Origin of the sequence: Erwinia pyri (assembly GCF_030758455.1) — a bacterium.
Classification (GTDB): domain Bacteria; phylum Pseudomonadota; class Gammaproteobacteria; order Enterobacterales; family Enterobacteriaceae; genus Erwinia; species Erwinia pyri.
In genome coordinates, this window is record NZ_CP132353.1 from 1 (window position 1) to 23,415 (window position 23,415).

The window sequence follows — 23,415 nt, forward strand, 5'->3', positions numbered from 1 at the left end:
GACAGCGGTTCGTATGTGCTTCATCTGCATGCGTCAACAATGATGAATTTATCGCTTCAGCGCCTTTTTTCTTATCGAATTTTTTCGAGTGGAGTCCGCCGTGTCACTTACGCTTTGGCAACAGTGTCTTGCCCGTTTGCAGGATGAACTACCTGCCACCGAATTCAGCATGTGGATCCGTCCATTGCAGGCCGAATTAAACGACAACACGTTGGCCCTGTATGCACCAAACCGGTTTGTGCTCGATTGGGTTCGGGATAAATACCTCAATAATATTAACGGCCTGCTGAATGATTTCTGCGGTTCAGATACGCCGTTACTGCGTTTTGAAGTGGGCAGTAAGCCGGTGACACGGCAGATCAGCCAGCCGGTGATGGCCAGCGCCGCCCAGACCAATGCGCCGGTTCAGGGTTCGCGTCCTGCGCCTTCACGCCCAAGCTGGGACAGCATGCCGGCACCAGCAGAGCTCTCTTACCGCTCGAACGTTAACACCAAGCACAACTTTGATAACTTCGTTGAAGGTAAATCAAACCAGCTGGCCCGAGCGGCAGCCCGCCAGGTCGCGGACAATCCCGGCGGCGCCTATAATCCTCTCTTCCTTTATGGCGGCACGGGCCTGGGCAAGACCCACCTGCTGCATGCGGTAGGCAACGGCATTATGGCGCGTAAGCCAAATGCGAAAGTGGTCTATATGCACTCCGAGCGCTTTGTGCAGGATATGGTGAAGGCGCTGCAGAACAATGCGATTGAAGAGTTTAAGCGTTACTACCGTTCGGTAGATGCGCTGTTAATTGATGACATTCAATTCTTTGCCAATAAAGAGCGATCTCAGGAAGAGTTCTTCCACACCTTTAATGCGCTGCTGGAAGGCAATCAGCAGATCATTCTGACCTCGGATCGCTATCCAAAAGAGATCAACGGGGTGGAAGATCGTCTGAAATCACGCTTTGGCTGGGGATTAACGGTGGCGATCGAGCCGCCTGAACTGGAAACCCGCGTGGCGATCCTGATGAAGAAAGCGGATGAAAACGATATCCGTCTGCCGGGTGAAGTGGCTTTCTTTATTGCTAAACGTCTGCGTTCCAACGTGCGTGAACTGGAAGGCGCGTTAAACCGTGTGATCGCCAATGCCAATTTCACCGGCCGCGCCATCACTATCGATTTTGTGCGGGAAGCCTTGCGCGATCTGCTGGCTCTTCAGGAAAAGTTGGTCACCATCGACAACATCCAGAAAACGGTGGCAGAGTATTACAAAATCAAGGTAGCCGATCTGCTCTCCAAGCGGCGTTCCCGCTCGGTGGCGCGTCCTCGCCAGATGGCGATGGCGATGGCGAAAGAGTTGACCAACCACAGTTTACCGGAAATCGGTGATGCTTTCGGGGGTCGTGACCATACCACGGTGCTGCATGCCTGTCGTAAAATCGAGCAGCTGCGTGAAGAAAGTCACGATATTAAAGAAGATTTCTCAAATTTAATCAGAACATTATCTTCCTGACGCTATGAAATTTATTGTAGAACGCGAGCATTTACTCAAGCCCTTACAGCAGGTCAGCAGCCCACTGGGCGGCCGGCCAACCTTACCCATTCTCGGCAACCTGCTGCTGCAGGTGAATGAAGGCAGCCTGTTGCTGACCGGCACCGATCTGGAAATGGAGATGGTGGCCCGTGTCGCGCTGACACAGGATCACGAACCGGGCGCCACCACGGTACCGGCACGCAAATTCTTTGATATTTGCCGGGGACTGCCCGAAGGGGCGGAGATTACCGTGATGCTGGACGGCGAAAGAATGCTGGTGCGCTCCGGCCGCAGCCGCTTCTCGCTCTCCACGCTGCCTGCCAGCGACTTCCCGAACCTGGATGACTGGCAGAGCGAGGTGGAATTCACCCTGCCGCAGGCCACCATGAAGCGTTTGATTGAAGCCACGCAGTTTTCCATGGCGCATCAGGACGTTCGTTACTATCTGAATGGCATGTTGTTTGAAACCGAAGGGGAAGAGCTGCGTACCGTAGCCACCGACGGTCACCGCCTTGCCGTCTGCTCTATGCCGGTTGGGCAGTCGCTGCCGAACCATTCGGTGATCGTGCCGCGTAAAGGCGTGATTGAGCTGGTTCGTCTGCTCGACGGTGGCGAAACGCCTCTGCAGGTGCAGATTGGCAGCAACAACATTCGTGCGCACGTCGGCGACTTTATCTTTACCTCCAAGCTGGTGGATGGCCGTTTCCCCGATTATCGCCGCGTATTGCCGAAGAACCCCGATAAAACGCTGGATGCGGGCTGCGATATCCTCAAGCAGGCTTTCGCGCGCGCGGCCATTCTCTCTAATGAGAAGTTCCGCGGCGTTCGCCTCTATATCAGCGAAAATCAGCTGAAGATCACCGCAAATAATCCAGAGCAGGAAGAAGCAGAAGAGATGCTGGACGTCACTTATGGCGGCACCGATTTGGAAATCGGCTTCAACGTCAGCTACGTGCTTGATGTGCTCAACGCGCTGAAATGCGAGAACGTGCGCCTGCTGTTAACGGACTCCGTTTCCAGCGTGCAGATCGAAGACGCATCGAGTCAGAGCGCGGCCTACGTTGTGATGCCAATGAGGTTGTAACCAGCCTTTTTGCCCCCATATCTTTGGGGGGTCGCGCGAAACGGAGACGGGACGCGCGGCAGCGTTTTGGCCCTGTCGCCGGGCAGCCCGCGTGGCCGTCAGCGTCAGTTGCGCCTTCTCCCGTTTCTGAGATGCCCCGGATGTGGTTCAAATGGCTTTAACCCGCCTTCTAATCAAAGACTTTCGCAATATTGAAAATGCGGATCTGGCGCTGGCTCCCGGCTTCAATTTTCTGGTGGGCGCTAACGGCAGCGGTAAAACCAGCGTGCTGGAGGCGATCTACACCCTGGGCCACGGCCGGGCTTTTCGTAGCCTGCAGGCGGGACGGGTTATCCGGCACGATCAGGACGCTTTTATACTGCATGGCCGCATCGAAGGCGCTGAGCGGGAAATTTCCGTCGGCCTGACTAAAAACCGTGCCGGCGAGAGCAAGGTACGTATAGATGGCAGCGACGGGCATAAAGTTGCGGAGCTGGCGCAGATGCTGCCGATGCAGCTGATAACCCCGGAAGGCTTTACCCTGCTGAACGGCGGGCCAAAATATCGCCGTGCTTACATTGACTGGGGCTGCTTTCACAATGAACCCGGCTTTTTTACCGCCTGGAGCAATCTCCGGCGGCTGCTGAAACAGCGCAACGCGGCGCTACGGCAGGTTTCCCGCTATCAGCAAATTCGCGCCTGGGACCAGGAGCTGGCTCCGCTGGCCGAACAGATAAGCCAGTGGCGCGCCGCCTACAGTGAAGCGATTGCGGCGGATATCAACGCTACCTGCGCGCAATTTTTACCGGAATTTCAGCTGAACTTCTCTTTCCAGCGCGGCTGGGACAAAGAGAGCGATTACAGCGAGCTGCTCGAACGCCAGTTTGAACGCGATCGGGCGCTGACTTATACCGCCAGCGGCCCGCACAAAGCGGATTTTCGTATCCGTGCCGACGGGACGCCGGTGGAAGATTTACTCTCACGCGGCCAGTTAAAGCTGCTGATGTGCGCCCTGAGACTGGCGCAGGGTGAGTTTCTCACCCGACAGAACGGGCGACGCTGCCTGTATCTGATAGATGATTTTGCCTCTGAGTTGGATGAAACGCGTCGGCAGCTGTTAGCGGCGCGACTGAAAGCGACTCATGCCCAGGTTTTTGTCAGCGCAATTGGTGCCGAACACGTGTTCGACATGGCTGACGAAAAGGGCAAGATGTTCCACGTAGAACAGGGTAAAATAGCGGTTCAACCTGAAGATTAAACGAGCGAGAAACGTTGATGTCGAATTCTTATGACTCCTCAAGTATCAAAGTTCTGAAAGGGCTTGATGCAGTACGCAAGCGCCCTGGTATGTATATCGGCGATACGGATGACGGCACCGGTCTGCACCACATGGTATTCGAGGTCGTGGATAACGCCATCGACGAAGCACTCGCCGGTCACTGTAAAGACATTCTGGTTACTATTCATGCCGATAACTCTGTTTCCGTGCAGGATGATGGCCGTGGTATTCCTACCGGCATCCATGAAGAAGAGGGCATCTCTGCCGCCGAAGTGATCATGACCGTGCTGCACGCAGGCGGCAAGTTCGATGATAACTCCTATAAAGTCTCCGGCGGTCTGCATGGCGTAGGGGTTTCCGTGGTGAATGCCCTCTCGGAAAAACTGGAGCTGACCATTCGCCGTGAAGGCAAAGTTCACCAGCAGATTTACGTGCACGGCGTGCCTCAGGCTCCCCTGAGCGTGACCGGTGAAACGGATCTGACCGGCACGCGCGTGCGTTTCTGGCCAAGCCATCAGACCTTTACCAACGTCACCGATTTCGAATATGAGATCCTGGCCAAGCGTCTGCGTGAGCTTTCGTTCCTCAACTCCGGCGTCTCTATCAAGCTGGAAGACAAGCGCGACGGCAAGAACGATCACTATCACTACGAAGGCGGTATTAAGGCATTCGTGGAGTATCTGAATAAAAACAAAACGCCTATTCACCCGAATGTCTTCTACTTCTCTACCGAGAAAGACGGCATTGGCGTGGAAGTGGCGCTGCAGTGGAACGATGGTTTCCAGGAAAACATCTACTGCTTTACCAACAACATTCCGCAGCGCGATGGCGGTACGCACCTGGTTGGTTTCCGTACCGCGATGACGCGTACCCTGAACGCCTATATGGATAAAGAGGGCTACAGCAAAAAAGCCAAAGTCAGCGCCACCGGTGATGATGCCCGTGAAGGCCTGATCGCTGTGGTATCCGTGAAGGTACCGGACCCGAAATTCTCCTCTCAGACCAAAGATAAACTGGTCTCTTCCGAAGTGAAGACGGCGGTTGAGCAGCAGATGAACGAACTGCTGGCAGAATATCTGCTGGAAAATCCGGGTGATGCGAAGATCGTTGTCGGCAAAATTATCGATGCGGCCCGTGCCCGTGAAGCGGCTCGTCGTGCCCGTGAAATGACCCGCCGTAAAGGCGCGCTGGACCTGGCAGGCCTGCCGGGCAAACTGGCGGACTGTCAGGAACGCGATCCGGCGCTCTCTGAAATCTACCTGGTGGAGGGTGACTCCGCAGGCGGTTCAGCCAAGCAGGGACGTAACCGTAAAAATCAGGCTATCCTGCCGTTGAAGGGTAAAATCCTTAACGTGGAAAAAGCGCGTTTCGACAAGATGCTCGCTTCGCAGGAAGTCGCCACGCTGATCACCGCGCTGGGCTGCGGGATTGGCCGTGACGAGTACAACCCGGACAAGCTGCGCTATCACAGCATCATCATCATGACCGATGCGGACGTCGATGGTTCGCACATCCGTACGCTGTTACTGACCTTCTTCTACCGTCAGATGCCGGAGATCATTGAGCGTGGTCACGTCTATATTGCCCAGCCGCCGCTCTACAAAGTGAAGAAAGGCAAGCAGGAGCAGTACATCAAAGATGATGACGCGATGGATCAGTACCAGATCTCCATTGCACTGGATGGCGCCACGCTGCATGCCAACGCAGAAGCGCCAGCCCTGGCGGGCGAACCGCTGGAAAACCTGGTGGCGGAGTTCAACAGCACCCGTAAGATGATCAAACGTATGGAGCGCCGTTATCCGGTCGCCCTGCTGAACTCGTTGATCTATCATGCAACGCTGAGCGATCTTTCGGCAGAGGCGCCGGTGCAGAGCTGGACTGACGGTCTGGTAACGATGCTGAACGAGAAAGAGCAGCACGGCAGCTCTTACTCCGCGCTGGTACGCGAGAATCTGGAACTCCATATCTTTGAGCCGATCGTGCGTATTCGTACTCATGGCGTGGATACAGACTATGCGCTGGATACCGAATTCGTGACTGGCGGCGAGTATCGTAAACTGTGCGCGCTGGGTGAGCAGCTTCGCGGCCTGATTGAAGAAGATGCCTATATCGAACGTGGCGAACGTCGCCAGCCGATTGAAAGCTTCGAGCAGGCGATGGACTGGCTGGTGAAAGAGTCGCGTCGTGGTCTCTCCGTGCAGCGTTATAAAGGTCTGGGCGAAATGAACCCGGAGCAGCTGTGGGAAACCACCATGGATCCGGACAGCCGCCGTATGCTGCGCGTAACGGTTAAAGATGCCATTGCGGCTGACCAGCTGTTTACCACGTTGATGGGCGATGCGGTTGAGCCACGTCGTGCATTTATCGAAGAGAATGCGCTGCGAGCAGCAAACATCGATATCTAAACGTGTAGCGGCAATGAAAAAGGCAGATCTCCGGATCTGCCTTTTTTTATGCTTTCTCTTAGTGCGGGGTAAAGTTCACCAGCGCGTAACGGTAAAAATCGCTGTTATTTTTGATGTCCAGCTTGCGCATTACGGCACGTTTATGGGTACTGATGGTTTTTATGCTCAGGTTGGTGACCCGGGAGATATCGGTGAGAGAGAGGCCCAGACGGGTATATTTCACCACCATTGCCTGCTGCCTGCTCAGGATCACAGCATCATGAGGATGGCACTTATGCGGGGTTCTGGTGTAATCCGGGGTGTTTAAACGCCTGAACAGCTTCTGGATGCGTTCAGCCGATCCTCTCTTTTTAAGCCGAATCAGGTGCTGCGAACAGGATTTTGATTCGTCATGGCACTGCGCCGCCAGGAAGAGAGAGACGTAGCGCTCCGCCACGTTATTCCCGGCAAGCGTTGAACCTGATAATTTCGGATGACGAGGGGTGTTTACATCGGTGATGACAATATCGGGCACCAGCAGTGACCTGTGGTCGTCCGCTACCAGAAATACCGGGCTGTCGATAGCTGGCGGCCAGGCTTCCTGAATCAGGTGGATCACGCCTGAAAGGAAATAGCTGTCGTTACTGACGATGACAATATTCATATGTTTCCTCCTTGAATGTCTCGCACCCTGATTCTGTCATAACTGGTTAAAATCTACACACGTAAAACAGCCATTTTTAGTGCCAGTGTTATCTGGAGGTAAACTCTGTTACCGACAGCGGGTGTGCATCGCGCTGGTCAATGTGAGCTGAATCGCGCTAGCATGAGAGTAAACCGTGAGCTGACGAGGACGTTATGGCAATAAAATTGATTGCGATTGATATGGACGGCACCCTGCTGAATCCGCAGCATGAGGTAACCCCGGGCGTGAAGCAGGCGATCAACGCCGCGCGCGAGAAAGGCGTAGCGATTGTGCTGGCAACGGGTCGCCCCTTTATCGGCGTGCAGCGTTATCTGATGGAGCTGGATTTACAGGAGGGGCAATACTGCATCACCAATAACGGCGCACTGGTACAGCAAGCGGCCACCGGCGACTGCGTGGCAGAAGTGACGCTGACGCACGATGACTACCTCTATTTTGAAAAGCTGGCGCGGGAGCTTGGCGTTCATTTCCAGGCGCTGACCAAATCGCAGCTGTTCACCGCCAACAAAGATATCAGCCCCTACACCGTCCATGAATCTTACCTGACCGGCATTCCGCTGCATTACCGTGCTGTTGAAGAGATGGATCCTGCCATGACCTTCCCAAAAGTCATGATGATCGACCCGCCCGAAGTGCTGGATCAGGCTATTGCGCGTCTGCCGCAGGAAGCCCGCGATCGCTATACCATTATGAAAAGTTCACCCTATTATCTGGAAATACTGAACAAGCAGGTCAACAAAGGCGCTGGCGTTAAGGCGCTTGCCGATAAGCTGGGACTTTCCCGCGAGGAAGTGATGGCGATTGGTGACCAGGAGAACGATCTGGCGATGCTGGAATTTGCGGGAACCGGCGTGGCTATGGGTAACGCCATAGAGTCGGTGAAAGCAGTGGCGCAGTTTGTTACCAAAACCAATATGGAAGATGGCGTGGCGCATGCCATAGAGAAGTTCGCGCTGTAACCGCTTGTTTTGCCGCCCCGGCTGAGCTGGGGCACCCCCTCAGTTTTTATCTCCCCCTGAACCTTTCCTGAAGAATCAATATTCCCAGAGACGATTGTCTGTTTTGTGATCTGGATTGTAGTACAATCTGTGCTTCAGGTACTACAATACAACCAGCGTTTAACAATAAACATACAGTTTTGTAGTGCGATTCCATCGCAGGCGGCGGTAAAGTACCAGGGACGTTAACTCAACTGCATGGAACATCATGAAAGACGAACTCAGCAAAACGGATCGCATCATTCTGACTCTGGGCGAAGAAATTGTCTCAGGTAAGTACGCTCCCGGAGGCTCGCTGCCGGCGGAGGCGGAACTCTGTGACCAGTTCAGCACCTCGCGAAATATCATCCGTGAAGTGTTCCGGTCGTTGATGGCGAAGCGGCTGGTGGAGATGAAGCGTTACCGTGGCGCGTTTGTCACGCAGCGGAGCCAGTGGAATTTTCTCGACAGTGACGTGCTGCAGTGGTCCCTGAAGCATGACCAGGATCCCCGGCTGATTGCCGCCATGAGTGAAGTCCGTAACCTGGTGGAGCCGCAAATAGCCCGCTGGTCTGCAGAACGCGCCACCTCCAGCGATTTAGCGAAGATTGAAGCGGCGCTGAACGACATGGTCACGCACCACAACGATCGCGACGCTTTTAACCAGGCCGATATTCGCTATCACGAGGCGGTGCTGGAGTCGGTGCATAACCCGGTGCTGCAGCAGCTCAGCGTGGCGATCAGCTCTTTGCAGCGGGCAGTGTTTGAACGCACCTATATGCCAGACAGCGGCAATATGCCCACCACCTTGCACGAGCATAAAGCGCTGTTTGATGCCATTCGTCACCAGAAGCCGGACGAAGCGGAGCAGGCAGCACTGACGATGATAGCCAGCTCAACCCGAAGACTTAAGGACATCACGTGACAAGTTATATCGCACTCGACTGGGGTTCCACCCATCTTCGCGCCTGGTATTACCGCGAAGGCGTCTGTCAGGAGGAGCGTCGCTCTGAATCGGGCATTACCCGGCTTGAGGGCAGAACGCCTGCCGACGTTTTTGCCGCCGCCACGCAAGGCTGGCCGGTAAATGAGTTACCCGTAGTGATGGCGGGGATGGTAGGCAGCAATGCGGGCTGGATCAGCGTTCCCTATCTCTCCTGCCCGGTCTCGCTGAATGAAGTTGCCTCACGCCTGACCCGCGTCGATAACCGTGCCTGGATCGTGCCGGGCCTCAGTATTGCTGACGGCGATAACCATAACGTGATGCGCGGCGAAGAAACCCAGCTGCTGGGGGCCGCAGAGCTTGCTCCCGCCACACATTATGTGATGCCCGGTACGCACTGCAAATGGGTTCGTGAAGAAGAGGGCCAGATCGTCGATTTTCGCACCGTGATGACCGGGGAGTTACACCATATCCTCATGAAGCATTCGCTGATAGGGGCAGGTTTGCCTGAACAGCAGAGGGATGCTGGTGCCTTTCATCAGGGGCTGGAGACGGGGGCGAACGACCGCACTATTTTAAGCCGTTTATTTGAAGTCCGTGCCGCGCATGTGTTGGGAACCCGGCCGCGCGAAGCGGTCAGTGAGTTCCTCTCCGGTCTGCTGATTGGCCATGAAGTGGCGCAGATGGCAGGCACGTTTATGCAGGGGGATCGCGCGCCGTTGACCCTTATTGCAGGCAGTTCTCTGGCCGAACGCTACCAAAAAGCGCTGGCTTTCACCGGGCTGTCCGCCCAACTGCTGGAGGGGGATCGGGCCTTCCAGCAAGGAATCAGGAGTATCGTTGATGAACTGGTCCACTAAACTGCCGCTGATCGCTATCTTACGCGGCATTCGTCCTGAAGAAGCTGAAGAGCACGTTGCTGTGCTGATTGATGCCGGCTTTGAGGCGATTGAGATCCCGCTTAACTCCCCGGACTGGCAGAAGAGTATCACCAGCGTGGTCGCCACGTTTGGCCACAAAGCGCTGATTGGCGCGGGCACGGTACTGGAGCCTGAGCAGGTTGACCTGCTTGCCACACTCAACAGCCAGCTGGTGGTGACGCCGAATACCGATAGTGCGGTGATCCGCCGTGCGGTTGAAAAGGGCATGACGGTGGCGGCGGGATGCGCCACGGCTTCGGAAGCGTTTGCCGCGCTGAAGGCGGGCGCGCAGGCGCTGAAAATCTTCCCTTCTTCCGCCTTTGGCCCCGACTATATCAAAGCGTTAAAAGCTGTGCTGCCAGCGGATGTCCCGGTGTTTGCCGTGGGCGGCGTCACCCCTGAAAATCTCCATACGTTTCTGGCCGCAGGCTGCATTGGTGCTGGTCTGGGTAGCGATCTCTATCGGGCCGGACAGCCTGTTTCACGCACCGCTGAACAGGCACGCGCCTTCGTTGCCGCCTATAAGGAAGCCGTACAATGAAAATCACAAAACTGACCACTTATCGCTTGCCGCCACGCTGGATGTTTCTGAAGATAGAGACGGACGAGGGCGTGGTGGGCTGGGGTGAACCGGTGATCGAAGGGCGGGCAAAAAGCGTGGAGGCCGCTGTACATGAACTTTCAGACTACCTTATCGGGCAGGACCCGGCGCGGATCAATGACCTCTGGCAGGTGATGTACCGGGGCGGATTCTATCGCGGCGGGCCGATCCTGATGAGCGCTATCGCCGGTATCGATCAGGCGCTGTGGGATATCAAAGGCAAAGTGCTGGGCGCCCCGGTCTGGCAACTGCTGGGCGGCCTGGTGCGCGACAGCATTAAGGCTTACAGCTGGGTGGGGGGCGACCGTCCTGCTGAAGTGATTGCGGACATTAAAAAGCTGCGCGCAATCGGCGTGGATACCTTCAAGCTGAACGGCTGTGAAGAGATGGGCCTTATCGACAGCTCGCGCAAAGTGGACGCGGCGGTGAACACCGTAGCGCAGATCCGTGAGGCTTTCGGCAATGAGATTGAGTTTGGCCTGGATTTCCACGGGCGCGTCAGCGCGCCGATGGCAAAGATTCTGATCAAAGAGCTGGAGCCTTACCGCCCGCTGTTTATTGAAGAGCCGGTGCTGGCGGAGCAGGCGGAATATTATCCTCGCCTCGCCGCGCAAACGCACATCCCGATTGCGGCCGGTGAACGGATGTACTCCCGCTTTGAATTCAAACGCGTACTGGAAGCGGGCGGGCTGGCGATCCTGCAGCCGGATCTCTCACATGCCGGGGGCATCACCGAATGCTACAAGATCGCCGCGATGGCCGAAGCTTATGACGTGGCGCTGGCGCCGCACTGTCCGCTGGGACCGATTGCGCTGGCCTCCTGCCTGCACGTGGATTTTGTCTCGCGCAATGCGGTGTTCCAGGAGCAGAGCATGGGCATTCACTATAACCAGGGCGCGGAGCTGCTGGATTATGTTGTGAACAAAGAGGACTTCGCGATGCAGGACGGCTATTTTGCGCCGCTGAGCAAGCCCGGGCTGGGTGTAGAGATCAACGAAGCGCTGGTAACTGAGCGGAGCCAGAGCGTGCAGGATTGGCGCAATCCGTTGTGGCGGTTTGGCGATGGCACCGTAGCCGAATGGTAAATCTTCGGCGTCTTTGACGCTGTAGCTGCGTTAGCAGCGAGAGTTCACCCAAATCACTTACCTGAGTAAGCTCATTGGGATTCACTCTCTTGCTGCCTTGCTACAGCGCCAAATACTTGAAGATTAACTTTGGCGGCAGCTAAAGCAATTTGTTAAAGCAAGAGCAGTAATAATAATAAAACAGACACCCTAAAATCCCTGCGTGCGGCGTGGGCAGGCTTCGTGCTGCCTGAATCTGGCCGTAACACCTCATGAGGTTGTTATGATGAACACCGATCTCTGTACCTCTACAATAAAGCAGTTAAATAGCAAAATTATTCCGTTTATCGTCATCTGCTATTTTGTCGCTAACCTGGATAAAACCAATATTTCGATTGCCGCGCTGCAGATGAATGCGGACCTGGGGCTTTCTGCCAGCATGTATGGCCTGGGCGTCGGCATGTTTTACATCTCTTACATCCTGTTTGAGATCCCCAGCAACGTCATCATGACTAAGGTTGGCGCACGCCGCTGGATTGCCCGCATCATGATTACCTGGGGCATTGTCAGCACCGGCATGGCGTTTGTGCACAGCGCTAACCAACTTTACGTGATGCGCTTTTTGCTGGGCATGGCGGAAGCGGGTTTCGCGCCGGGGATCATCTACTACATCTCCTGCTGGTTCCCGAAGAGTAACCGCGCCCGCGCCATGTCCTTCTTCTATATGGGATCGGTGGCCGCCTCCATTATCGGTCTGCCCGTTTCTGGCGCCATCCTGAATATGCATGGCATTGCGGATGTGGCGGGCTGGCGCTGGCTCTTCGGACTGGAGGGTATTCCCGCCGTGCTGCTGGGTTGCCTGGTGCTGTGGCGCCTGCCGGATACGCCAGAACATGCTCCCTGGCTCACGCCTGAACAGAAATCCTGGCTGCGCGATCGTCTGCAACAGGAGAACGCAGGCGTGGAAATTGGCAAAAATCATAGCTGGCTGAGCGCGTTAAAAGACAAAACCGTGCTGTTGCTGAGCCTGGTGTGGTTCCTGCAGGCGTTTGGCTCTATCGGCATCACGCTCTTTATGCCGCTGATTATCAAGAGCATGGCAGCGGAACAGAGCAACGTTGTGATTGGCTTGCTCTCTGCCGTCCCCTTTGTGCTGGCCTGTCTGTTTATGTATCTGAACGGCCGCCATTCCGACAAAACCGGTGAGCGCTCCTGGCACCTGGGCCTGCCGCTGATCCTCTCAGGACTCTCGCTGGCGGCGGCAGTCTGGTCCGGCAATCTGGTGCTCTCCTGGATCCTGCTGGTGCTGACCGTGGGCTTCAACTTTGCGCTGACGCCAATCTTCTGGGCGGTGACTACCGAAAAGCTGGCCGGGGTGGCTGCGGCTGCCTCCATCGCTTTTATCAATACCGTCGCCAACTTTGTCGGGCTGGGGTTACCGCCCATACTTGGGAAAATCAAGGATATGACCAACAGCTATCACTACGGGTTGCTGATCGTTGCCGTGGCGCTGATCGTCGGCGGCGTGATTGGGATTATCGTCTCCCGTCCCTCGCGTGATGCGCTGAAAACCCTTCCTCATCCCCACTCAGGTAATTGAAATGAAAATGAAAGTGCTGCAGCAGGCCGCGCTGCCTGCTCCTCTGCTCGCTGCGCTACAGGCTCGTTATAAGGTTGTGGAGTACAGTGCGCTCACCGCAGGCGACTTCAGCGGCATGGCGGGTGATTTTCAGGCGTTGCTGACCAATGGCGAAGCCGTGGTGACCCGCGAACTGATCGCCTCGCTGCCCAATCTGGCACTGATCGCCGTATTCGGCGTGGGCTACGACGGGGTGGATATGCAGGCGGCCACGGAATACAACGTAGCCGTGACGCATACGCCAGACGTGCTGACCGGGGACGTGGCCGATCTGGCGCTCGGCCTGATGCTGGCGACGTCACGGCAGATCCCCGCCGCACAGACGTTTATCCAGCAGGGAAAATGGTCACAGGGGAGCTATCCCTGGACGCGAAAAATGTCAGGTTCATCGCTGGGGATTGTAGGGCTGGGAAGAATAGGGCTGGCTGCGGCTGAACGTGCGCAGGCTTTTGCTATGTCGATTGCGTACTGCAACCGCAGGCCGCTTGATAATGTCGCTTACCGTTACGAACCTGATATCGTGGCGCTGGCGGAAACCAGCGATTTTCTGTTGGTTTGCGCCCCGGGCAGCGCCAGTAACCGCCATCTGATCAACCGTGAAGTGCTGGATGCGTTGGGCAGCGAAGGTATTCTGATTAACGTAGGGCGCGGAAGTCTGGTGGATGAGCAGGCGCTGATCGCAGCGCTGGATGCCGGAACGCTGGGTGGTGCAGGGCTGGACGTCTTTAGTCAGGAACCCGAGGTGCCGGAAGCGCTGTATAACCGGCCCAACGTGGTGATCACGCCGCATATGGCCAGCGCAACCTGGTCAACGCGCCGGGCGATGTCGCAGCTGGTGCTTGATAACGTCGAAGCGTTTTTTGCGGGTTCGCCGCTGGTGACGCCAGTACCCGAATGCCGCTGATTGCAGTACCCTTAGCTGGAGAAACGGCTAAGGGTAAGCATTATGACAGAAACACAGCTGACGTTTGATTCACGTAATCATCAACTCACCAATATCAATATCTGGACCGCAGACAGCCAGTGGCTGGTTTATGACGTGCGGCCCAACGGCGCCACTTTCAGCAGCCTGACCGTGGAACGGGTCAACCTCAGCGGGCAAACGGAAGTGCTTTATCAGGCTAAAGACGGCGCTCATGTTGGCGTGGTTACTGCCAGCCACGATTTGCCACCCCGCTACGTCTGTATCCACGGGCCGGAACATCCCGACAGCCAGTGGAAGTACGATTTTCATCATCGCCGTGGCGTGATTATTCAGCACGGCCATGCCGAAAACCTGGATGCCTGCGACATCACCCCGCCTTTTACCGCTGGCGCGCTGCGCGGCGGCTCCCACGTTCATGTTTTCAGCCCCGACGGTTCCCGGCTGAGCTTTACCTATAACGATCATGTGATGCATGAGCTGGATGTGAAAGAGGATCTGCGCAACGTCGGCGTCGCCGTGCCGCTGCATGCGGTCTGTCCGGTAAAACATCACCCGCGCGAAGTGGATGGCAGCCATTTCTGCGTGCTGGTCAGCCAGACAACCTCTGCTCCCACGCCGGGCAGTGACGAGATCAACCGTGCTTATGAAGAAGGCTGGGTGGGGAAAGAGGGATATCTGCGGCATGATGGCCACCGTCAGCGTTGGGCGCTGGCCTTTATTGGCGACACGCTGGCTGAAAGTGGCGAAAAGGTGCCGGAGGTGTTTCTGGTCGATCTTCCGGCGAAGATGGCAGACTACGCGCTGGAAGGCGATGCGCCACTGGCTGGCACAGAAACTCGCTTACCCGCTCCGCCCGCAGGCGTGGTGCAGCGCAGGCTAACCTGGACGCATCAGCGAGCTTTTCCGGGGCTGGCGACAACGCCGCGCCACTGGTTACGCAGCTCGCCAGACGGGCGGGCCATCGCCTTTCTGATGCGGGATGATAACGGCGTGGTTCAGCTCTGGACAGTCTCGCCAACCGGCGGTGAACCGCATCAGATCACCCGCTCAGCCAGCGATATTCAGTCGGCATTCAGCTGGCATCCGTCGGGGCGCCAGGTGGCATTGATCAACGATAACAGCGTGATGCTGTGCGACGTTGCAACAGGGAAAATGCACCGGCTGACCGCCAGGACGGATGAAGCGCCGCTGGCTGATGCGGTGGTCTGCTCCCCCGATGGCCAGCATGTGGCTTATCTGCGCAACGTCGGGGGCTGGCAACAGATCTTTATCGTTAGCGTGGATGCGCTCTCTTAAGGAGAGGGGCGGGAAGGGGCGCTGACTGGCATTGGCGCAGCCTGGGCAAGACTTTCGTTAGTGTGATTCTGCTGCTCGCTGCGCAGTACCCGCTCCCGTGGGGAGTCATCCGTACCGTCACTGCCTTTTCTGTAGTAATCCCACGGCAGGAACAGCGTGTCCACTACCGCAGAAAAGGGCAAGTCGAGCGCCGCCAGCGGGCGCATCACCCAGCCGCTGTTGCTGTCTGCGACCACCGCTGCACCAGCCCGCGTACCGGAATAGTAGCCCTGTTCAGGGCCGGAATGGGTCATAAAGCTGGAGCACCCGGCGGTGCCAGCAAGTGACAGGCAGGCCAGCAGGCCAGCAAAACGACACTTATTTATTACTATCATAGTCATCATCCCTTCAGTCACGGCGAGCCGGTCTGATTGTTATCGTCGCATGCCGGGAATGTCCCGATCGCTCTGTGGCGACTCTTGCACTGGTCCGACGAATTCTTCCCTGAGTGTATGACATTCACAAGGCAAGGGTTAAAAAATTTGCGTTTTTAGCCCTTGAAAGCCTCGTCAGCGTCACCATTTTACTATCAAGGTCACAGAGCGTATGCCGTCAGGGTACAGCTCAGGGCCTGCGGCCTGTCCATTGTGGAAGGTCTGACTTCTCACTCGCTGAACATCAGGAGTAGTAAAATGCGTAACTTCGATCTTGCCCCACTCTATCGCTCTTCAATTGGTTTTGACCGTCTGATCAACCTGCTGGAATCTAACCAGGGTCAGAGCAACGGCGGCTACCCTCCCTATAATGTGGAGCTGGTGGCGGAAAACAAATACCGTATAACCATTGCCGTGGCAGGGTTCGCGCAGAGCGAACTGGATATCACTGCCCATGACAACATGCTCACCGTTCGCGGCGCTCACCCTGAAGAGCAGCAGGAACGCACCTACCTCTACCAGGGGATCGCCGAGCGTAATTTTGAACGTAAATTCCAGCTGGCGGAACACGTCAACGTGCGCGACGCTAAATTAGAAAATGGCCTGCTCTATATCGATCTGGAGCGTGTGGTGCCTGAAGCTAATCAGCCTCGCCGGATTGAAATTCTGAAATAATTCCGCATCACGCGGGAAAAGGGCCGCCTCGCGCGGCCCTTTTTGTTTTTATCCTTCCCTGTGCGCCCGCTCAATCTCTTCGGCGAGTATCGCTACGCCGCGTTCAATTTTATCGCTCTCCGGCACGTAGTTCATGCGCATGCACTGGTGCGGGTGGGGCCACTCCTGCTCCAGACCGGGGAAGAAGAAGTGGCCCGGCACCATCAGCACGCCACGCTTTTTCAGCCGCTGATAGAGCACCTCGGTGGAGATCGGCAGGTCTTTAAACCAGAGCCAGAGGAAAATAGCCCCTTCCGGCTTGTGGATCAGGCAGCGATCTTCCGACAAATAGCGGCGAATAACCGCGATGGTCTGCTCAACCCGCCTCTTATAGAACGGCTTAATCACCTCTTCAGAGAGCCGCAGCAGATCGCCGCGCTGGATCATCTCATGGGCGATAGCGGGTCCGATGCCGCCAGGTGCCAGACTGATAATGCCGTTCATATTACTGACAGCTGAAATTACCTTCTCATCGGCAATAATGATGCCGCAGCGTGCGCCCGGCAGGCCGAGTTTCGACAGGCTCATGCACAGAATGATATTCGGGTTCCACAGCGGGCGCGCCTCGCTGAAGATAATGCCGGGGAAGGGAACGCCATAAGCGTTATCAATCAGCAGCGGGATCTCATGCTGCTGCGCCAGCACGTCCAGCTTCAGCAGCTCTTCATCGGTAATAACGTTACCGGTGGGGTTGGTCGGGCGGGAAACGCAAATCAGCCCGGTCTCTTCGGTGATCTGCAGATGTTCAAAATCGACGTGATATTTAAACTGTCCCTCTGGCAGCATCTCAATATTGGGGCGCGTGGAGACAAACAGCTCCTCATCCAGCCCCGCATCTGCATAGCCCAGATATTCCGGCGCCAGCGGGAAGAGTACCCGTTTTTTACTGCCGTCCGCGCGGCGTCCGGCATAGAGATTAAACAGGTAGAAAAAGGCGCTCTGGCTGCCGTTGGTAAGGGCAATATTTTGCGGCCCAATCTGCCAGCCGAGCCGATCGCGCAGCAGAGTGGAAAGCGACTCCAGCAGCGTGGTTTTACCGCGCGGGCCGTCGTAGTTACAGAGCGCTTCAGCCAGCTTGCCCTGGTCGTGCATCTCCTGCAGCAGCTGCTGAAAGTAGTCGTTCATTGCAGGGATCTGCGCAGGATTGCCGCCGCCCAGCATCACCGCACCCGGCGTGCGTAATCCTTCACCCATATCTTCCATCAGGCGGGCTATGCCTGAATGTTGTGTAAATTTGTCACCGAAGGCGGAAAAGCTCATAACGTGTTAACTACTTTTTAAATTCGTGTGGGGGTTTACCTTAACGCCAGCCCAGATGGAGTGCAATGCTGCGGCCCATGCCCGCGCCGGGCATCTCCCACAGCAGGAGCGGAACGGCAAAGCAAAAAGGCCACCGGACGGTGACCTCTCTTTTCCGCCAGGGCTGGAAGCTATTTAATAATTTGCGGGTTGACGCAGTTCTTTTCCACTTTCCCGGTCAGCGCAGCGATCAGGTTATCCACCGCATCGCGCGCCATACCATATCGCGTTTCATGCGTAGCCGACCCGATATGGGGTAAAGCCACCACGTTTGGCAACTTCAGCAGCGGAGACTCTTTTGGCAGCGGCTCTTTTTCAAACACATCCAGCCCTGCGGCATGAAGGGTGCCATCCTGTAACGCGGCAATCAGCGCCTCTTCATCCACCACCGGACCGCGACCGGCATTGATCAATATTGCGCCCGGCTTCATTTTTGCCAGCTGCTCACGGCCAATCAGGTGGTGCGTCTCTTTGGTCAGCGGCAGGCTGATGCAGAGGAAGTCAGACTCTTTCAGCAGCGTATCGAGATCGCACCAGGTGGCGCCAAAACGCTGCTCAGCCTCTTCATGGTGCTTACGTGCGTTATAGAGGATCGGCATGCTGAAGCCGAGGTTAGCACGCTGAGCCAGCGCCAGACCAATGCGGCCCATCCCCAGAATACCAAGTTTTTTATGGTGGACGTCGGTGCCAAACCAGTCGGCGCCGATGTTGCTCTGCCACTCTCCCGCCTTGACGCGTTCAGCTACTTCCGTCACGCGGCGTGCGGTGGTCAGCACCAGCGCCATCATGGTATCGGCCACGGTTTCGGTCAGGACGGTTGGCGTATGCATCAGGATCACATCGCGATCGTTCAGGGCGGCGATATCAAAGTTATCCACGCCAACGGAGACGCTGGAAGCCGCACGCAGGCGGGGTGCTTTAGTCAGGAAGTCCGCATCAACTTTACCGCCGGAACCCAGCATCCCTTCCGCCTGTTGAAATGCATCGGCATGCTGGCTCACCGTTTCAGGGGTCAGGCCGTTAACTTCCGTCACGGTAAAATGCTCATCGAGTTTAGCGCGCAGATCTTCCGGTAATTTCTTATACAGCACCACAGAAGGTTTCATTCTCGTCTCCCTTTGAATTGAGGAACGGGCCAGCTGGCCCGTTTTGCATTTTTAAGCGTGTTTAGCGCCGCGGGGCATCGGGGGCTGATTGTTCTCCGCTGGCTTGACGATAAGTGTAAGCCAGACCGAAATCAGCAGAGAGCCCCCCATAAAGATATAGGAAGCTGAAGGGCTGCCGGTCGCGCCGTTCAGGTAACCTACCACCCAGGAGCCCAGGAATGAACCCAGCGCACCCATCGCATTGATCAGCGCCATCGCGCCGCCAGCCACGTTCCGCGGCAGCATCTCCGGAATAATGGCGAAGAACGGCCCGTAAGGGGCATACATGGCGGCACCGGCAATCACCAGCAGCGTAAAGGAGAGCCAGAAATGATTCGCTCCTACCAGATAAGAGCCTAAAAACGCCAGCGCGCCAACCAGCAGCAGCGGCCAGACAAACAGCTTACGGTTTTGTAACTTATCCGATGCCCAGGAGACCACAATCATCGCCACGGTGGCCGCCAGATAAGGTACCGCAGAGAGCCAGCCCGCTTCTACCATCCCCATCTGTGAGCCGCCGCGTAAAATAGAAGGCAGCCAGAGCACAAAACCGTACACGCCAATGCTCCAGGTGAAATACTGCACGCACAAAATGATGACGTTGCGGGACTTAAACGCCTCGCTGTAGTTGCGTACCGCCTTGATATTTTCCTGCTCTTTCTGCAACTGTGCCTGTAGCGCAGCTTTCTCTTCGTTGCTCAACCATTTAGCCTGAGCCGGTTTGTCCTGCACCATAAACCACCAGGCGATCGCCCAGATAACCGCCGGGATCCCTTCAAAAATGAACATTTCGCGCCAGCCGAACGCTTCAATCAGGTAGCCAGAGACCACTGACATCCAGAGTACGGTAACCGGATTACCCAGGATCAGGAAGGTGTTCGCCCGGGAGCGCTCCGACTTGGTAAACCAGTTACTGATGTAAATCAGCATGGCGGGCATCACTGCGGCTTCAACCACCCCAAGCACAAAGCGGATCGCGGCCAGCATCGGAATATTGCTGACCATGCCGGTCAGCGAAGCGCAGACGCCCCAGAGTATCAGGCAGACAAACACCAGTTTCTTTACGCTACGGCGTTCAGCATAGATGGCGCCGGGGATCTGGAAAAAGAAGTAGCCGAGGAAGAAGAGGGCGCCCAGCAGCGAAGACATGCCTTTGGTAATGCCGAGATCGTCATTAATGCCTGCTGCCGAGGCGAAGCTGAAGTTCGCCCTGTCCAGATACGCCAGACTGTAAGTGATAAACACGATGGGCATAATATACCACCAGCGTTTAGGCGCGATTGTCTGCTTGTTCATAGGTGTACCCTCTGTTGAGGCTGTATGAGTGTCGATTATAAGTGGCTCAGAAATCGCCCAGTTCAGCGCGCGTGGGCAGCCCTTCGCTGTCGCCGATCACCTGGATGGCCAGTGAACCAATTTTGTTGCCGCGCCGGATAGCTTCGGGCAGCGTTTTGCCTTCAAGCAAAGCACTGATCACGCCAACGGCAAAGCCATCGCCCGCGCCAACCGTGTCCACCACGTTGTCTGTTTTAATCGCTTCCACCTGGCCTTTTTCGCCCTCAGCGGTTTTATACCAGGCACCGTCGCAGCCGGTTTTCACAATCACCGCCTTCACGCCCCGCTCCAGATAGAAATCAGCAATCGCTTCAGGCCGATCGTGGCCGGTTAATATCTTTCCTTCGCTGATACCGGGTAAAACCCAGTCCGCAAAGCTGGCCAGCGTATTCAGCTGTTTCACCATTTCACGCTCGTTCGGCCAGAGCACCGGGCGAAGATTGGGATCGAAGGAGATGGTTTTCCCCATCTCCTTCATCTCTTTTGCTGCATGCTTAGAGAGCGCAAGGGAAGTTTCGGAGAGAGCCGCCGCCACGCCGCTCAGATGCAGATGGCGAGCCGAGCCAAAATAGTCACGGTTGAAGTCGTCTGGCGAAAGATGGCTGGCGGCCGAGCCTTTGCGGAAATACTCCACCAGCGGATCGGAACCGTCCTCCACTTTGGATTTCAGCTGAAAGCCGGTGGCGTAGCGTGAGTCGGTGGTCACCTGACGACGATCGACCTGCTCCTTTTCCAGCTGTTGCAGGGTAAAGCGGCCAAAAGAGTCATCACCGACCCGGCTGACCCAGCCCACCTTCAGGCCCAGTCTCGCCAGTCCAATAGCCACGTTCAGCTCTGCCCCGGCAATACGCTTCACAAACTGCTCCGCCGCTGCCAGATCGCCCGGCTGGGTGGCGACAAACATCGCCATCGCTTCGCCGATGGTGATGGCGTCCAGCGGGCCGTTTTCATGCAGACTCATGGTTTTTCCTCTCGCAACAGTTCAACGTAATGGCGGGTCACCGCGACCAGATCGTCACCTTCCAGCGGGAATTCGATGCCGCGTGGCACACCGGCAGGCAGCAGCGCCAGCGTTTGCCGCCACAGATTATCAGCCTCGTCCAGGGCAACAGCATGCCAGCCATTTCCATCACTGCGGGCCGCTTTCACGTGGATATAGCTGACGTATGGACTGAGACACTCTGCGGCTGCAATCGGGTCGTCGCCTACCCACAGCCAGTTGCCCATATCGAACGTCATGCTGGTTCCCGTTGCGCCGCCGTCCTGGAAATAGCTCTTCAGCGCGGTGAGTTTGCCGCATTCAGTCTGATCGTTCTCTACCACCAGTTGAAAGGACTGACCGGCCAGTTTTTCGCGCAGAGCGGCACAATCAGTGCCGGGACGGTAATCTCCCAGAGAATATTTTAGTCGCTGGGCCGCTAATTGCCCGGCCTCAGCAAAATGGCGATCGAGGTCAGGGTTGAGTTCACCCGCTTCGGTAAACAGCGCTTCCGGCATGGAATAGAACGCAACCAGCCCCGCTTCAGCGATGGTTTTACCCAGCGCGGAAAGGTTTTCCAGCTCTTTCTCGTTAAAGAGTTCGCGACGAATTTCCACGCCGTCTGCGCCAGCGGCGGCCACGGTCGGTATCACCGCCTGCTGGCCGCCCAGCGCGGCGATCTGCTCGCGGCCATAGGCCGCCGTTACCACTATCACTTTACTTTTCATCGGATCCTCCAGGCTCAGGGTGGCCTCGACGTTATAAAAACGTTAAATGGAACCGGTTCCAATGCAAAGGGGCAGAGTACGAATTTATGATCGCGCTCACGATGCAGACAATTAATTCCAGGGGATGGTCTGAAAAGAAGGGGGGAGAGCCAGTGAAAAGCGGTGTTGCTGGTGAAAGGTTCCGGATAACCTTAACAAGCAGCAGCTAAGGGAGTCCGCTTAATCAGGTCGCCCGGCAGGTAAAAACTAATCAGGGTTTTAGCCGCTTTGTGGAGCCGCGAACAATCAGCTCGCCGGAAAAGGTACGCTCATCGGGCGGCGTGGTTTCCCCGTCAATACGGCGGATAACCTGTTCCAGCGCGGCGTAGCCCATTTGCCAGGTGGGCTGCTTCAGTGTGGTGATCCCCACGCCTGCCAGTTCAGACCACTCCAGCTCATCAAAACCCAGCAGACCGATCTGCTCGCCCCATGCCAGCTCCAGCCTCTTCAGCGAGCGCGCCACCTGCAGGGTTAATGCGCCATTTACCACAATTATTGCGCAGCGCCGATCGCGATGCTGCTGGTAAAATGCCTGCAGCACGCGGTCCATCATCGCTGCGTCATTAAGCGCCACTTCCGCCTGTCCGGCAAAGCGGTCAGGATACTGCGCCATGGTGTTTTTAAAGGCCTGCAGGCGTTCATGACGGGTATTGACCAGCCCCAGAGGTTCGGTCACAAACAGCACCGCCTGAAAATCCTGTTCGATAAGATGAGTGGTGACCTGAATGCCTGCTTCGCTGTTATCCAGGCCTACCACATCGCAGGGAAAATCGGGGATTTTGCGGTCGATCAGCACCATTGGCAGTAATGATTGCTGAAGATAACTCAGCGCCTCTTCCCGCATGCCGACCGCATTAACCACGATCCCTTCCACCTGATAACTGCTCAGCAGATTCAGATAGTGCTGCTCCTGATCCACCTCGTTATTGGTGTTACACATCAGCAGGGTAAAACCCTTAGCACGGCAGGCCGCTTCAATGCCGCTCATCACATCGACGGAATAGGGATTGGTAATGTCCGCAATAATCAGGCCGATTAAGCGGGTGCGGCCTCGCTTAAGCCCGCGCGCCATCTGGCTTGGCCGGTAATTGAGCTCAGCAATGGCGGTTTCAATCCGCTGCTTTAAATCGGCTGAAAGGGCGTGCTGCTCGCCGTTCAGGTAGCGCGAGACGCTGGTTTTACCGGTTTTTGCCGCTCTGGCGACGTCGCTGATGGTGGCTCGTGCAGCCTGACGGTTCATAGCGATCCTTTAAACATTAAAACGCAGGAAAAGGGTAGCTTCAGCCCGTTCTCGCCGGAACACCTTGAGATAGCGGTTGTTCGCTGAAAACGGATCGGGCCATCATAAAGCATAAGCGTGAGTCAGCCCACCTCTGAACAAGGAGAGGCGGAAGATAAAGCGATTCAGGCAAGAGGGGAAGCAACCGGGCCACGTCAGCGGCCCGGCAGA

Annotated in this window: 21 protein-coding genes; 13 read left to right on the top strand and 8 right to left on the bottom strand. The window is 56.3% G+C overall.

Annotation, left to right across the window (positions count from 1 at the left end):
• Positions 1 to 100 precede the first annotated feature (100 nt).
• The 4 genes from dnaA to gyrB all read left to right on the top strand — a co-directional run bounded on the left by dnaA (position 101) and on the right by gyrB (position 6,263).
• On the top strand, positions 101 to 1,495 hold the full coding sequence (gene dnaA / locus Q3V30_RS00005) for a chromosomal replication initiator protein DnaA (protein ID WP_306209280.1): 1,395 nt from the start codon (positions 101 to 103) through the stop codon (positions 1,493 to 1,495).
• A 4-nt stretch (positions 1,496 to 1,499) separates the two neighbouring features.
• Positions 1,500 to 2,600 carry a DNA polymerase III subunit beta gene (gene dnaN, locus Q3V30_RS00010; RefSeq protein WP_306209283.1) on the top strand — a complete coding sequence of 367 codons (1,101 nt, stop codon included), beginning with the start codon at positions 1,500 to 1,502 and terminating at the stop codon, positions 2,598 to 2,600.
• Between the two features lie 151 nt (positions 2,601 to 2,751).
• Positions 2,752 to 3,837 carry a DNA replication/repair protein RecF gene (gene recF / locus Q3V30_RS00015; RefSeq protein ID WP_306209285.1) on the top strand — a complete coding sequence of 362 codons (1,086 nt, stop codon included), beginning with the start codon at positions 2,752 to 2,754 and terminating at the stop codon, positions 3,835 to 3,837.
• A 17-nt stretch (positions 3,838 to 3,854) separates the two neighbouring features.
• Complete coding sequence (gene gyrB, locus Q3V30_RS00020) at positions 3,855 to 6,263, top strand: DNA topoisomerase (ATP-hydrolyzing) subunit B (protein WP_306209287.1); 2,409 nt, start codon at positions 3,855 to 3,857, stop codon at positions 6,261 to 6,263.
• Between the two features lie 58 nt (positions 6,264 to 6,321).
• Here gyrB and Q3V30_RS00025 read toward each other — a convergent pair whose 3' ends face one another.
• Positions 6,322 to 6,906, bottom strand: a complete 585-nt coding sequence (locus Q3V30_RS00025; protein ID WP_306209290.1) for a helix-turn-helix transcriptional regulator — start codon at positions 6,904 to 6,906, stop codon at positions 6,322 to 6,324.
• A gap of 194 nt (positions 6,907 to 7,100) precedes the next feature.
• Between Q3V30_RS00025 and yidA the strand changes: the two genes are divergently transcribed.
• The 8 genes from yidA (at position 7,101) to Q3V30_RS00065 (ending at position 15,313) form a co-directional block, all read left to right on the top strand.
• The gene (yidA, locus tag Q3V30_RS00030) at positions 7,101 to 7,907 is read left to right on the top strand and encodes a sugar-phosphatase (RefSeq protein ID WP_306209292.1); all 807 of its coding nucleotides are present in this window, start codon (positions 7,101 to 7,103) and stop codon (positions 7,905 to 7,907) included.
• A 247-nt stretch (positions 7,908 to 8,154) separates the two neighbouring features.
• A complete protein-coding gene (locus tag Q3V30_RS00035) occupies positions 8,155 to 8,850 on the top strand; it encodes a FadR/GntR family transcriptional regulator (protein ID WP_306209294.1) in 696 nt (231 codons plus the stop codon).
• Positions 8,847 to 9,728 carry a 2-dehydro-3-deoxygalactonokinase gene (locus Q3V30_RS00040; RefSeq protein WP_306209297.1) on the top strand — a complete coding sequence of 294 codons (882 nt, stop codon included), beginning with the start codon at positions 8,847 to 8,849 and terminating at the stop codon, positions 9,726 to 9,728. Before Q3V30_RS00035 ends, Q3V30_RS00040 begins: the two co-directional genes overlap by 4 nt.
• The gene (locus tag Q3V30_RS00045) at positions 9,712 to 10,329 is read left to right on the top strand and encodes a 2-dehydro-3-deoxy-6-phosphogalactonate aldolase (RefSeq protein WP_306209299.1); all 618 of its coding nucleotides are present in this window, start codon (positions 9,712 to 9,714) and stop codon (positions 10,327 to 10,329) included. Before Q3V30_RS00040 ends, Q3V30_RS00045 begins: the two co-directional genes overlap by 17 nt.
• Complete coding sequence (gene dgoD / locus Q3V30_RS00050; RefSeq protein WP_306209301.1) at positions 10,326 to 11,474, top strand: galactonate dehydratase; 1,149 nt, start codon at positions 10,326 to 10,328, stop codon at positions 11,472 to 11,474. Before Q3V30_RS00045 ends, dgoD begins: the two co-directional genes overlap by 4 nt.
• A 265-nt stretch (positions 11,475 to 11,739) precedes the next feature.
• Positions 11,740 to 13,053, top strand: coding sequence for an MFS transporter (locus tag Q3V30_RS00055; protein ID WP_306213273.1), 1,314 nt, complete (start codon positions 11,740 to 11,742; stop codon positions 13,051 to 13,053).
• A 1-nt stretch (position 13,054) separates the two neighbouring features.
• Entirely contained in the window at positions 13,055 to 13,996 is a 942-nt protein-coding gene (locus Q3V30_RS00060) for a 2-hydroxyacid dehydrogenase (protein ID WP_306209303.1), read from the top strand.
• 42 nt (positions 13,997 to 14,038) lie between these two features.
• Positions 14,039 to 15,313, top strand: a complete 1,275-nt coding sequence (locus Q3V30_RS00065; RefSeq protein ID WP_306209305.1) for a YidR family protein — start codon at positions 14,039 to 14,041, stop codon at positions 15,311 to 15,313.
• Here the strand turns inward: Q3V30_RS00065 and Q3V30_RS00070 are convergent.
• Positions 15,310 to 15,687 carry a YceK/YidQ family lipoprotein gene (locus tag Q3V30_RS00070; RefSeq protein ID WP_306209306.1) on the bottom strand — a complete coding sequence of 126 codons (378 nt, stop codon included), beginning with the start codon at positions 15,685 to 15,687 and terminating at the stop codon, positions 15,310 to 15,312. The genes Q3V30_RS00065 and Q3V30_RS00070 overlap by 4 nt on opposite strands.
• A gap of 297 nt (positions 15,688 to 15,984) precedes the next feature.
• Between Q3V30_RS00070 and ibpA the strand changes: the two genes are divergently transcribed.
• Positions 15,985 to 16,401 (top strand): small heat shock chaperone IbpA, encoded by a 417-nt coding sequence (gene ibpA, locus Q3V30_RS00075; RefSeq protein ID WP_306209307.1) that lies wholly within the window; start codon positions 15,985 to 15,987, stop codon positions 16,399 to 16,401.
• Between the two features lie 48 nt (positions 16,402 to 16,449).
• On the opposite strand, the gene Q3V30_RS00080 is transcribed toward ibpA, so the two are convergent.
• The 6 genes from Q3V30_RS00080 to Q3V30_RS00105 all read right to left on the bottom strand — a co-directional run bounded on the left by Q3V30_RS00080 (position 16,450) and on the right by Q3V30_RS00105 (position 23,205).
• On the bottom strand, positions 16,450 to 17,700 hold the full coding sequence (locus Q3V30_RS00080; protein ID WP_306209308.1) for a valine--pyruvate transaminase: 1,251 nt from the start codon (positions 17,698 to 17,700) through the stop codon (positions 16,450 to 16,452).
• A 170-nt stretch (positions 17,701 to 17,870) separates the two neighbouring features.
• Positions 17,871 to 18,845, bottom strand: coding sequence for a glyoxylate/hydroxypyruvate reductase GhrB (gene ghrB, locus Q3V30_RS00085; protein WP_306209309.1), 975 nt, complete (start codon positions 18,843 to 18,845; stop codon positions 17,871 to 17,873).
• A 51-nt stretch (positions 18,846 to 18,896) separates the two neighbouring features.
• Positions 18,897 to 20,180 (bottom strand): MFS transporter, encoded by a 1,284-nt coding sequence (locus Q3V30_RS00090; protein WP_306209310.1) that lies wholly within the window; start codon positions 20,178 to 20,180, stop codon positions 18,897 to 18,899.
• Between the two features lie 46 nt (positions 20,181 to 20,226).
• Positions 20,227 to 21,180 carry a sugar kinase gene (locus Q3V30_RS00095; protein ID WP_306209311.1) on the bottom strand — a complete coding sequence of 318 codons (954 nt, stop codon included), beginning with the start codon at positions 21,178 to 21,180 and terminating at the stop codon, positions 20,227 to 20,229.
• Positions 21,177 to 21,926, bottom strand: coding sequence for a sugar phosphate isomerase/epimerase family protein (locus Q3V30_RS00100; protein ID WP_306209312.1), 750 nt, complete (start codon positions 21,924 to 21,926; stop codon positions 21,177 to 21,179). The genes Q3V30_RS00095 and Q3V30_RS00100 overlap by 4 nt, the downstream gene beginning before the upstream one ends.
• 250 nt (positions 21,927 to 22,176) lie before the next feature.
• Entirely contained in the window at positions 22,177 to 23,205 is a 1,029-nt protein-coding gene (locus Q3V30_RS00105) for a LacI family DNA-binding transcriptional regulator (RefSeq protein ID WP_306209313.1), read from the bottom strand.
• Positions 23,206 to 23,415: the final 210 nt, after the last annotated feature.

Excerpts from the sequence above, each read along its gene's own strand:
- dnaN (WP_306209283.1), top strand. The coding sequence starts at position 1,500 with ATGAAATTTATTGTAGAACGCGAGCATTTACTCAAGCCCTTACAGCAG.
- recF (WP_306209285.1), top strand. The coding sequence starts at position 2,752 with ATGGCTTTAACCCGCCTTCTAATCAAAGACTTTCGCAATATTGAAAAT.
- gyrB (WP_306209287.1), top strand. The coding sequence starts at position 3,855 with ATGTCGAATTCTTATGACTCCTCAAGTATCAAAGTTCTGAAAGGGCTT.
- Q3V30_RS00025 (WP_306209290.1), bottom strand. The coding sequence starts at position 6,906 with ATGAATATTGTCATCGTCAGTAACGACAGCTATTTCCTTTCAGGCGTG.
- yidA (WP_306209292.1), top strand. The coding sequence starts at position 7,101 with ATGGCAATAAAATTGATTGCGATTGATATGGACGGCACCCTGCTGAAT.
- Q3V30_RS00035 (WP_306209294.1), top strand. The coding sequence starts at position 8,155 with ATGAAAGACGAACTCAGCAAAACGGATCGCATCATTCTGACTCTGGGC.
- Q3V30_RS00045 (WP_306209299.1), top strand. The coding sequence starts at position 9,712 with ATGAACTGGTCCACTAAACTGCCGCTGATCGCTATCTTACGCGGCATT.
- dgoD (WP_306209301.1), top strand. The coding sequence starts at position 10,326 with ATGAAAATCACAAAACTGACCACTTATCGCTTGCCGCCACGCTGGATG.
- Q3V30_RS00055 (WP_306213273.1), top strand. The coding sequence starts at position 11,740 with ATGAACACCGATCTCTGTACCTCTACAATAAAGCAGTTAAATAGCAAA.
- Q3V30_RS00060 (WP_306209303.1), top strand. The coding sequence starts at position 13,055 with ATGAAAATGAAAGTGCTGCAGCAGGCCGCGCTGCCTGCTCCTCTGCTC.
- Q3V30_RS00065 (WP_306209305.1), top strand. The coding sequence starts at position 14,039 with ATGACAGAAACACAGCTGACGTTTGATTCACGTAATCATCAACTCACC.
- Q3V30_RS00070 (WP_306209306.1), bottom strand. The coding sequence starts at position 15,687 with ATGATAGTAATAAATAAGTGTCGTTTTGCTGGCCTGCTGGCCTGCCTG.
- ibpA (WP_306209307.1), top strand. The coding sequence starts at position 15,985 with ATGCGTAACTTCGATCTTGCCCCACTCTATCGCTCTTCAATTGGTTTT.
- Q3V30_RS00080 (WP_306209308.1), bottom strand. The coding sequence starts at position 17,700 with ATGAGCTTTTCCGCCTTCGGTGACAAATTTACACAACATTCAGGCATA.
- ghrB (WP_306209309.1), bottom strand. The coding sequence starts at position 18,845 with ATGAAACCTTCTGTGGTGCTGTATAAGAAATTACCGGAAGATCTGCGC.
- Q3V30_RS00090 (WP_306209310.1), bottom strand. The coding sequence starts at position 20,180 with ATGAACAAGCAGACAATCGCGCCTAAACGCTGGTGGTATATTATGCCC.
- Q3V30_RS00095 (WP_306209311.1), bottom strand. The coding sequence starts at position 21,180 with ATGAGTCTGCATGAAAACGGCCCGCTGGACGCCATCACCATCGGCGAA.
- Q3V30_RS00100 (WP_306209312.1), bottom strand. The coding sequence starts at position 21,926 with ATGAAAAGTAAAGTGATAGTGGTAACGGCGGCCTATGGCCGCGAGCAG.
- Q3V30_RS00105 (WP_306209313.1), bottom strand. The coding sequence starts at position 23,205 with ATGAACCGTCAGGCTGCACGAGCCACCATCAGCGACGTCGCCAGAGCG.